Below are 8194 nucleotides of genomic sequence, written 5' to 3'. Positions count from 1 at the left end.
TCGCCGCACGCGGCTGGGACATCTCCGGCATCGAGGAGGCCTGGGCCGAACGGCTGCGCGAGAAGGGCTTCGACCGCGTCGAGCCGCGCACCAACGTCGCCACCCCGGTCTTCGACGGCGCCAGCGAACAGGAGATCGTCGGCCTGCTCGGCAGCACCATCGTCAACCGCGACGGGGAGCGGCTGGTGGAGGGCAGCGGCAAGGCCAGGCTCTTCGACGGCCGCTCGGGTGACCCCTTCCCGTATCCCATCGCCGTGGGCTACATCTACATCCTCAAGCTGCTCCACCTGGTCGACGACAAGATCCACGCCCGTTCGACCGGCCCCTACTCCATGATCACCCAGCAGCCGCTCGGCGGTAAGGCCCAGTTCGGTGGCCAGCGCTTCGGTGAGATGGAGGTGTGGGCGCTGGAGGCCTACGGCGCCGCCTACGCCCTGCAGGAGCTGCTGACCATCAAGTCCGACGACGTCCTGGGCCGGGTGAAGGTCTACGAGGCGATCGTCAAGGGCGAGAACATTCCCGAGCCCGGTATCCCCGAGTCCTTCAAGGTGCTCATCAAGGAGATGCAGTCGCTGTGCCTCAACGTCGAGGTGCTCTCCAGCGACGGCATGTCCATCGAGATGCGCGACACCGACGAGGACGTCTTCCGCGCCGCGGAGGAGCTCGGTATCGACCTGTCCCGGCGTCCCAACGAAGGGGCGATGAACGTCGAAGAGATCTGACGAGATGTGACGAGCGACAGAGCGGCCCGGGAGCCTTCCGCTGACACGAGTGGCGGGCGCTCGGGCCGTTCTGGAGCTGTTGGCGACTCGGGCACGCGGCGCAGGTGGGCCATGGCTGCCACTCACTGCTGGCTCTGGACGTCCCGGGATACGCCGGCGAGGAGATCGGCGGTCACCGGATCGCGGCCGACGGCCTGGGGCCTGGCCTGAACTGGGCCGCACCCCGTACCGGCACGGGGCGGCGGTGATCTCGATCGCCGAGAGCCGGGCGGTGTGCACCCTCGCCCTGTCCACCGTGACGGCGAACGGGTGCCGTTGACGAACGTGTCACCAGCCCCGAACGAGCGCTCTTTGCCGAGGCCGGGCATCCCTGCACGAGGGACGATCGCTGGCCTGAGCGGAGCTCTTGAAGGTCGGGGACGGGGTTGTACAGCGTTCCCACGCTCACCCCGAGCAGCTTGGCGACCGAGGTCACCGACCGGCCGGGATCGGGCAGCAGATCACGGGCCGCTTTCAGCGACTCGGCGTTGACGACGGTGGGGCGGCCGCCGGTGCGGCCGCGTGCCTTAGCGGCGGCCAGGCCCTCGCGGGTGCCGGCGACGATGAGTTCGCGGATGAACTCGGCCCGGCGAAGACGTGGAAGACCAGGCGTCCGCCGGGGGTGGTGGTGTCGAGCTGCTCGCGCAGTGAGGTGAAGCCGATGTCGCGGCGGCGAAGGTCGGCGACCATGGTGATCAGATCAGCCAGGGAGCGGCCGTAGCGGGCCAGCTCGGGCACGACCCGGGTGTCGCCGGCCGACAGGAAGGCGTGGCAGGCCTTCAGCTCCGGCCGCAGGGCGTTCTTGCCGGACTTCTTGTCGGCGAAGACCCGGCGGCAGCCCGCAGCGGTCAGGGCGTCCTGAAGTCGTGTGCACAGACGGCTGAGCGCAGAGGCCTCACGGCTTCCTGAGGATCCCGCGCAAGATCAGTCCGTGTCGGTTGCGGCGAGCAAGCGTAGTCGTTGGTTATCCGGAGACAGGGCGATGATGCCGATGTCCCAGGCGACTTGCTCGAACCAATTCGTGGTCGCTCCGAAGGTGTACCAGCGGGATGTCTGGACTCGCTGTTCGGCGTCGGCGAAGGCCTCCCCGCCGGACGTTCCGGTCAGGCCGCGGAGCGACTGCCATGCGGCCAGCCTGCCGTACGCGCCGTTGAGGCCTTGGCTGTAGGCGCCTCCGGTGGACGCGGCGGCGAACAACACCTGCCAGGCCCGAGAAGGTGGACAGGAAGAAGTCGACAGCGTCATCTCGCGGCCGAGACCAGTGAGGCATTCGAGATTCAGCGCGGCGAGCAGGTCGGCGATCGATCCTGCAGGTCCGTCGAGCTCGAATGATCTGGATTCGATCCGGCCGTTCGATTCCTCTGCCCAGTTCGTGACGGCGCTCTCGATGGCCTCGGAAGTCTCGGGCGTGCTGATCTCCCGGACCGGGGGTGGAGCGGCGCCTTTCTCGGAGGTGACCGCTGATCCTTCGTCTGACGGTCCGAAGGGAAGCGAGTGGCTGGAGCCGAGAACGCTGTAGCCGGGAAGCTCGTGTCCCTCTTCTACTGGTGAGCGTCTCAGAGGAAGCCACCGCAAGGGGTGGTGGCTCCAGTGCGGAGACGTGGCCCACTTCACGATCGCCGGCACATTTTCGATGACCGAAGGAGTGACGCCAGATACCGCGCCTTTTTGCGGTCTCCGACGACCGCAAGAAGGCGGAGCGTCTGCTCCATGTGCTCACGTCCGGCTGCGACGGTCAGAAGACGCAGAACGGAGTCGAACACGCTTCGGTACTGCCAGATCGGATTGGAGGATGCCCCGAACCGCTTGAAGAGGGCGATTCCAAGATCTGCGACGAACATGGCATCTCCCTGGGTCAGCCTTCGCTCCGCCAGGTCGCGCACACTGTTCACGTCGTCCATGCCCGACAGGGCTTCAACTCACGTCGTCCATGCCCGACAGGGCTTCAACGGTCTGCTTGATCGAGTCGGACATGCTCTGAGCGTACGCGGTTCGCGATCAAGGCCAGTCTCCGGTGGTCTCAGAAATCCTACGTTTGTTGAAGAGACCAGCACGGGTTTCCCGCCGCGGCGTGTCAGGTGAGCAGGGAGTGGAGGAGCCCGATGGCCGCGCCTCCGGCGATGTACCAGGCGTTGTTGAGCCGCGTCTTCCACAGGAGGACCAGCGTGGTGGCGGCGATGGCCGCGGTGAGCGGATCGATGATCGCGCCCCGGCCGAGCTCGAAGGAGACGCCCGCCATGAGCGCCAGGGCGGCGGCGTTGAGGCCGTCCAGCAGGGCGGAGGTCCAGGGGCTGGAGCGCAGCCGGTCGGTGAGTCGGGTGAGCAAGCCGACGAACACGAAGGAAGGCAGGAAGATGGCTACCGTGGCGAGGAAGGCGCCGACCGGCCCGGCGACGAGGTAGCCGATGAAGGTGGCCGTGGTGAAGACCGGGCCGGGGGTGACCTGGCCAATGGAGATCGCGTCGCTGAGCTGCTGTTCGGTGATCCAGCCGAGGCGTTCGACGAAGTCGCCGCGCAGGAACGCCAGAAGCACGTAGCCGCTGCCGTACAGCACCGATCCGATCTTCAGCATGGTGAGGAAGAGCTGCGCCAGCCGCTCGTCCGCGGCGATGCCCAGCAGGGGCAGGCCGATCAGCGCGTGGGAGGCTTCGGTACGGCGGCGCATCACCGTCACGGCCGCGGCCAGCAGCGCCCCGGAAGCCAGGACGAGCAGCTCGTTGACGCCGAGCAGGTAGGCGGCCAGCGCGGCGGCGGCCAGCAAGCCCAGCCACGCGTTCTTGATCACCGTGCGGAGCAGGCCGAACAGGGCGTGCGCGATGATCGCGATGACCGCGGGGACGACGCCGTACAGCACGCCCTCGACCGCGGGCGTGCTGCCGTACGTGACGTACGCCCAGGCCAGGGCGGTGACCATGAGGGCGGCCGGAAGGATGAAGCAGACCCCGGCGGCCAGCAGGCCACGCCAGCGGGCGCGGTCGTAGCCCAGGTGGATGGCGAGCTCGGTCGAGTTGGGGCCGGGGATGAGGTTCGTGGCGCCCATGAGGTCGGCGAAGCGCTCGTCGCTCACCCAGCCGCGCCGCCGTACCAGCTCGTCGCGCATCATCGCGGTGTGCGCGGCCGGGCCGCCGAAGGCGATGGTGCCGAGCTTGAGGAACATCCAGGCGACCTCACGCCACGAGGCGGGACGGGCGGCTGGAGGGGGGTGCTGGCGCATGGGTTCCTTGTTGGCGTGGAGCGGGATGCCGGCGTGGAGCCGGTTGTCAGCGTGGAGCGGGTTGGAAGAGTTCGATCAGGTTGCCCGCGGGGTCTGTCAGCAGGATCTGGCGGCCGCCTGGACCGCTCACCGGCTCGCCGGCGCGGGGCAGGCCGGCCTGCCGTACCCGGTCGATCTCCGCGTCGAGGTCGTCGACGACGAGGTGGACGCGGTTGCGGCCGGCGTCGGCGAAGGCGGCGGGGGTGGCGCGGGCGCCGGAGCTCGCGGGCCCGGACAGCAGCAGGCGCAGCGGGCCGCGCCGTACGTCGGCGAAGGCGGGCGCGGCGAAGTGCACCGTGAAGCCGAGGTGGGTGGTGTAGAAGTCGAGGGCGGCCTGCACGTCGTCCACGAGGTAGCGGACGCCGGCGACCTGGTCGGCTGGTGTCATGACGGATCCCTTCCGGGGCGGCTGCCGAGCACCGGCAGCAGGTGGCGGATGCGGATGTCGATCTCGGCGGCGGCCTGTTCGAAGGCGGGATAGGAGTCCTCGCCGTCGGCGGTGAGAGCGGCGGGGTCGGGGATGCTCCAGTGCGCCTGTCGCGTGCCGAGGGCCGGGGTGACCTCGCGGACCTTGTCGCACAGGGTGATCACGTAGTCGAAGCGGCGGCCTGTCATCGTGTCCAGGTGGCGTGGCCGCTGACCGGCTATGTCGATGCCGTAGCGGTTGCGCATCACGTGGACGGCACCGGGGTGCATGTGGGGTTTGGGGTGGCTGCCCGCGCTGGTCACCTCGATGCGGGGGGCGTCTGGTGCGGTGCTGTGCCGGCTGATCAACGCCTCGGCGATCGGAGAGCGGCCGCTGTTGCCGGTGCACAGGAACAGCAGCGTCGTCACCGGCGGGTGTGCAACCGACGACGCGGGACCCGGCGCGGATCGCAGGGCTGGGTGCAGAGCGGCACCGGTCTCGGCCAGTCCTTGTGCGCAGCGCTCCAGGTTCAGGTGGTAGTAGCTGTCGCGTCCGTCGAAGCTGCTGCGCCGGGCGGTGACCAGGCCGGCGGCCCGGAGCTGCCGCAGATGGTAGGACACCAGGTTCTGCGGCTGGCCGAGCAGCGCGACCAGCTCTCGCACCCGCAGGTCGCCGCGGGCCAGTTCGCTCATCAGCCGCCAGCGCACCTCGTGGGCGGCAAGCCGGACGAACGGTGGAACCTGTTCATCGGATGGCGCCATACCGCCCACAGTACATCAAACCAATTTGATGCATATGAGGGTGGGTCCGGTCTGCCGGGAGCTTGAATCTGATACCGCGGTACACGCCTACCGTCGAAGCGGGGCGGTATGACCGGGTTGCCGCAGCGCACCGGCCTGTGCCGCCTTCCTCCCTTTTTCGGCGGCTTTGAGGAGTTCGTGATGGCTGAGGCGGGTCAGGTGCGTCCAGCGTGGATCATTGTGAGGGCGGTGCCGGGCGCGCTGGCGGTGAACCTGTTGATCTGGCTGATCGGCCGGGGCTTGGGCGGGTCGTTCGTCTCCTTGGAGGCCGGCGCCGTCCGCATACGACGACGGCGCCGCAGGGGGGGTGATCACCATGACGGTGATCCCGATGACGGCCGGGCTGGTGGCCGCTGCACTGCCGGGCTCACGCTGGCCGGTCATGGTGCGCCTGGCGCAGGTGGCGGGGCCCTTGCTGGCGCTGGGCAGTGTGGCGATGACGTTCACCGCCGGGTTCGACGCGGTGAGCGAGGTCACCTTGCGTCGATGCATGTGGTGATCGCCGTCGTGGTGGCGGGCGCGCTGCAGTTGCCGGCGCGCACCGTGGGGGCCGGGCTCGCGTGAGCCGCTCGACGGCCGCTTCCTGACCGCTGTCTCCTGACCGCCTGGCCCCGGCTCAGGGGGGCAGCGGCCCTGCCGCGGTCGCGTCCGCCGGAGCCGTTGCGGGGACCAGTCTGGGGACGAGGCGGACGAGGATGACCATCGCCACCAGTTCCACCAGCGTCTGGGTGACCACGGCGAGCGGCGCGAGTGCGAGCGAGGGTGGCAGGGCCAGTGCGAGCGGGAGCACAACCAGGGAGTTGCGGGTGGCGCTGGAGAACATCACCGCCCGCGTGGCCGCCACGTCCAGGCATGCCGTACGGCTCGCCAGCCGACCGACGGCGACGGCGAGGACCACGAAGGCGACATACAGCGGCAGCAGCCGTGCCAGAGCCGCGGCCTGTGCGCCGACCGCGGCGATCTGGGAGCCGACGACGATGGCGAGGGTGGCCATCATGAGCGGCACCATCGAGGCGGTCATGATCTCCTCGATCATCCGCCCGGCCCGGTGCCGTCGCGCCCGGGCCTGCACGAGCGCGGCGGCGGCCAGTGGCGCGGCGATGAGCAGGGCGAACGCCTCGGCGAACGGGGCCATCTCCACCACGGCCAGCGTGTCCGCCCCGGCGAACAGCAGCAGGTAGAGCGGCAGCAGCAGCATCTGGACCAGCATCAGCAACGGCGCGGCGGCCAGCAGTCGCGCCTTGGCCCCACCGGCCAGACCGGTGAAGACGATCACGTAATCGACGCACGGGGTCAGCAGCACGAGCAGCAGCCCCGCCAGCAGGGCGCGGTCGTCGGCGACGAATCGCGACAGTCCATAGACGATCACCGGGACGATCGTGAAGTTCGCTACCAGCACGGTGACCAGGAACCGCACATCGCGTACGGCGGGGCCGATCTCGCGGTGAGCGGCTGGCCATCCGACCATTTGACGCCCCCGCGCAGCGTGAACGTGAGCGAGCGGGCGTCCTTGGCCTGCTCCCACTTGGTGGCGAGCCACGGCGTGTCCTTGGCGTCCGCCATGCTGTGCACCACCAGCGGCTCGTAGACCGCCTGATGGGTCATGGGAGCGGCCTGCATGCCCGCGAGCGGGTTGAAGTTGCGCGTGAACGTCGCCAGGTCCTCGCGCGGGATCGTGAGGAGCTGGTTACCGGAGGCGGCACCGGCCTTGGCGGCACCGCCGGAGCCGCCGGAGCCGCCGCTGCAGCCCGACAGCACCAAAGCCGCCGCGGCAGAGACGGACAGCGCCGTCAGGACGGGGCGCAGCCGCCGCCGTGAAGGCGTGGGGGGTGTCATAATGAAGATTCCTTTCCTCTTCAACACACAGGACGAAGACGGGATGGGATTCCTCGGCGGGCTGATTCGCAGTCAGACCGACGAGCGTTCGAGCAGCGGGCAGTCGAGCGTCACCCGGTGGGTGTCGAGCGGCTGCCCCGCTGCGAGGGCGGCCAGCATGTCGACGCCCGTGGTGCCCATGGCTTCGAAGGGCAGGGCGAGCGTCGTCAGCTTCGGCCGCAGATAGGCGGCGATGAGTTCCTGGTTGTCGAACCCCACCACGGCCACGTCGTGCGGGATGCGCAGTCCGCGTTCCTTGATCGCGTCATACGCGCCCATCGCCATCCGGTCGTTGCCGCAGAACAGCGCGGTCGGCCGGTCAGCCCCCGTGCGGTCGAGCAGTTCACAGGCGGCGGTGTAGCCGCCGTCGGCGGTGGCGTAGCCCGGTATGACGAGGGAGGGGTCCGGGGTGATCCCGGCCTCGCGGAGGGCGCGCTCGTACCCCTCGCGCCTCCCGATGGCGGCCGGTATCACCGGATCGAGATTGATGAACCCGATGCGGGTGTGTCCGGCGTCGAGGAGCCGGCGGGTCGCGCAATAGCCGCCCGTCACCTCGTCGGGCACGACGCACGGTAGCTCCCCCTCCTCGTCGTAGCAGTTGACGAGCACCGTTGGCACCTCGCGGGCGGCCTTGGGGACCGTGACGGCCCGATGCCAGGTCGTGGCATACAGAAGCCCTTCCACTCGGTGCTCCAGCATCTGGTCGAGTGCGGCGGCCTCCTGGGCGGGGTCGCTCTCACTCGCCGCGATCAACAGGAACTTCCGGTCGCGCCAGGCGCGGTTCTGCGCGCCCTTGATGACGTCAGCGGCGAAGGGCGCGGTGACGATCTCGGTGATCAGCCCGTACCAATCACTGCGCTTGGCGGCGAGTGCCCGCGCGCCGGCGTTGGGCCGGTAGCCGAGCTCGTCGATCGCCGCGAGGATCCGCTGACGGGTCTCGTCGGGGATCGTGGCGCCGGGCCGGCCGTTCAGCACGAAGGAGACAGTGGTCTGCGAGACGCCCGCGTGACGCGCCACGTCTTTCATGGTCACGCGACGCGGCTTGTTCGTGGCCACTTCCAGTCTCCTTCGATCGGCGCAGAGCAGACCAGCCCCTGAT

At 69.3% G+C, this 8194-nt stretch carries 9 protein-coding genes and 2 pseudogenes; 2 read left to right on the top strand and 9 right to left on the bottom strand.

The window, feature by feature from the left end; genetic code table 11:
• Nucleotides 1-722: pseudogene (locus tag AB0H81_RS02565) on the top strand (DNA-directed RNA polymerase subunit beta); the annotation flags it as partial.
• Nucleotides 723-1235: 513 nt separating this feature from the next.
• On the opposite strand, the gene AB0H81_RS02560 reads toward AB0H81_RS02565, so the two are convergent.
• The 6 genes and pseudogenes from AB0H81_RS02560 to AB0H81_RS02535 form a co-directional block, all read right to left on the bottom strand.
• Nucleotides 1236-1613 carry a recombinase family protein gene (locus AB0H81_RS02560; protein ID WP_358368165.1) on the bottom strand — a complete coding sequence of 126 codons (378 nt, stop codon included), beginning with the start codon at nucleotides 1611-1613 and terminating at the stop codon, nucleotides 1236-1238.
• A 72-nt stretch (nucleotides 1614-1685) separates the two neighbouring features.
• A pseudogene (locus AB0H81_RS02555) lies at nucleotides 1686-2602 on the bottom strand (DUF6183 family protein).
• 233 nt (nucleotides 2603-2835) lie between these two features.
• Complete coding sequence (chrA, locus tag AB0H81_RS02550) at nucleotides 2836-3975, bottom strand: chromate efflux transporter (RefSeq protein ID WP_358368153.1); 1140 nt, start codon at nucleotides 3973-3975, stop codon at nucleotides 2836-2838.
• A 46-nt stretch (nucleotides 3976-4021) separates the two neighbouring features.
• Complete coding sequence (locus AB0H81_RS02545; protein WP_358368150.1) at nucleotides 4022-4402, bottom strand: VOC family protein; 381 nt, start codon at nucleotides 4400-4402, stop codon at nucleotides 4022-4024.
• Nucleotides 4399-5181, bottom strand: coding sequence for a metalloregulator ArsR/SmtB family transcription factor (locus tag AB0H81_RS02540; protein ID WP_358368147.1), 783 nt, complete (start codon nucleotides 5179-5181; stop codon nucleotides 4399-4401). The genes AB0H81_RS02545 and AB0H81_RS02540 overlap by 4 nt, the downstream gene beginning before the upstream one ends.
• Nucleotides 5182-5375: 194 nt before the next feature.
• A complete protein-coding gene (locus AB0H81_RS02535; protein WP_358368144.1) occupies nucleotides 5376-5504 on the bottom strand; it encodes a hypothetical protein in 129 nt (42 codons plus the stop codon).
• Between the two features lie 32 nt (nucleotides 5505-5536).
• On the opposite strand from AB0H81_RS02535, the gene AB0H81_RS02530 reads away from it, so the two are divergent.
• A complete protein-coding gene (locus tag AB0H81_RS02530; protein WP_358368141.1) occupies nucleotides 5537-5719 on the top strand; it encodes a hypothetical protein in 183 nt (60 codons plus the stop codon).
• 117 nt (nucleotides 5720-5836) lie between these two features.
• On the opposite strand, the gene AB0H81_RS02525 is transcribed toward AB0H81_RS02530, so the two are convergent.
• From AB0H81_RS02525 to AB0H81_RS02515, 3 genes are all read right to left on the bottom strand, one after another.
• Nucleotides 5837-6637: an arsenic resistance protein gene (locus AB0H81_RS02525; RefSeq protein WP_358368138.1), complete on the bottom strand. Its 801-nt coding sequence runs from the start codon at nucleotides 6635-6637 to the stop codon at nucleotides 5837-5839.
• Nucleotides 6610-7056 (bottom strand): ABC transporter substrate-binding protein, encoded by a 447-nt coding sequence (locus tag AB0H81_RS02520; protein WP_358368136.1) that lies wholly within the window; start codon nucleotides 7054-7056, stop codon nucleotides 6610-6612. Before AB0H81_RS02520 ends, AB0H81_RS02525 begins: the two co-directional genes overlap by 28 nt.
• 72 nt (nucleotides 7057-7128) lie before the next feature.
• The gene (locus tag AB0H81_RS02515) at nucleotides 7129-8151 is read right to left on the bottom strand and encodes a LacI family DNA-binding transcriptional regulator (protein ID WP_358368133.1); all 1023 of its coding nucleotides are present in this window, start codon (nucleotides 8149-8151) and stop codon (nucleotides 7129-7131) included.
• Nucleotides 8152-8194: the final 43 nt, after the last annotated feature.

It is taken from the genome of Nonomuraea sp. NPDC050691 (genome assembly GCF_040654455.1).
In the GTDB taxonomy this organism is placed as follows: domain Bacteria; phylum Actinomycetota; class Actinomycetes; order Streptosporangiales; family Streptosporangiaceae; genus Nonomuraea.
The sequence above is the reverse complement of the archived record's forward strand: the minus strand, read 5'-3'. Positions and strand labels throughout refer to the sequence as shown.

Excerpts from the sequence above, each read along its gene's own strand:
- AB0H81_RS02540 (WP_358368147.1), bottom strand. The coding sequence starts at position 5,181 with ATGGCGCCATCCGATGAACAGGTTCCACCGTTCGTCCGGCTTGCCGCC.
- AB0H81_RS02535 (WP_358368144.1), bottom strand. The coding sequence starts at position 5,504 with ATGCGGACGGCGCCGGCCTCCAAGGAGACGAACGACCCGCCCAAGCCC.
- chrA (WP_358368153.1), bottom strand. The coding sequence starts at position 3,975 with ATGCGCCAGCACCCCCCTCCAGCCGCCCGTCCCGCCTCGTGGCGTGAG.
- AB0H81_RS02530 (WP_358368141.1), top strand. The coding sequence starts at position 5,537 with ATGACGGTGATCCCGATGACGGCCGGGCTGGTGGCCGCTGCACTGCCG.
- AB0H81_RS02545 (WP_358368150.1), bottom strand. The coding sequence starts at position 4,402 with ATGACACCAGCCGACCAGGTCGCCGGCGTCCGCTACCTCGTGGACGAC.
- AB0H81_RS02520 (WP_358368136.1), bottom strand. The coding sequence starts at position 7,056 with ATGACACCCCCCACGCCTTCACGGCGGCGGCTGCGCCCCGTCCTGACG.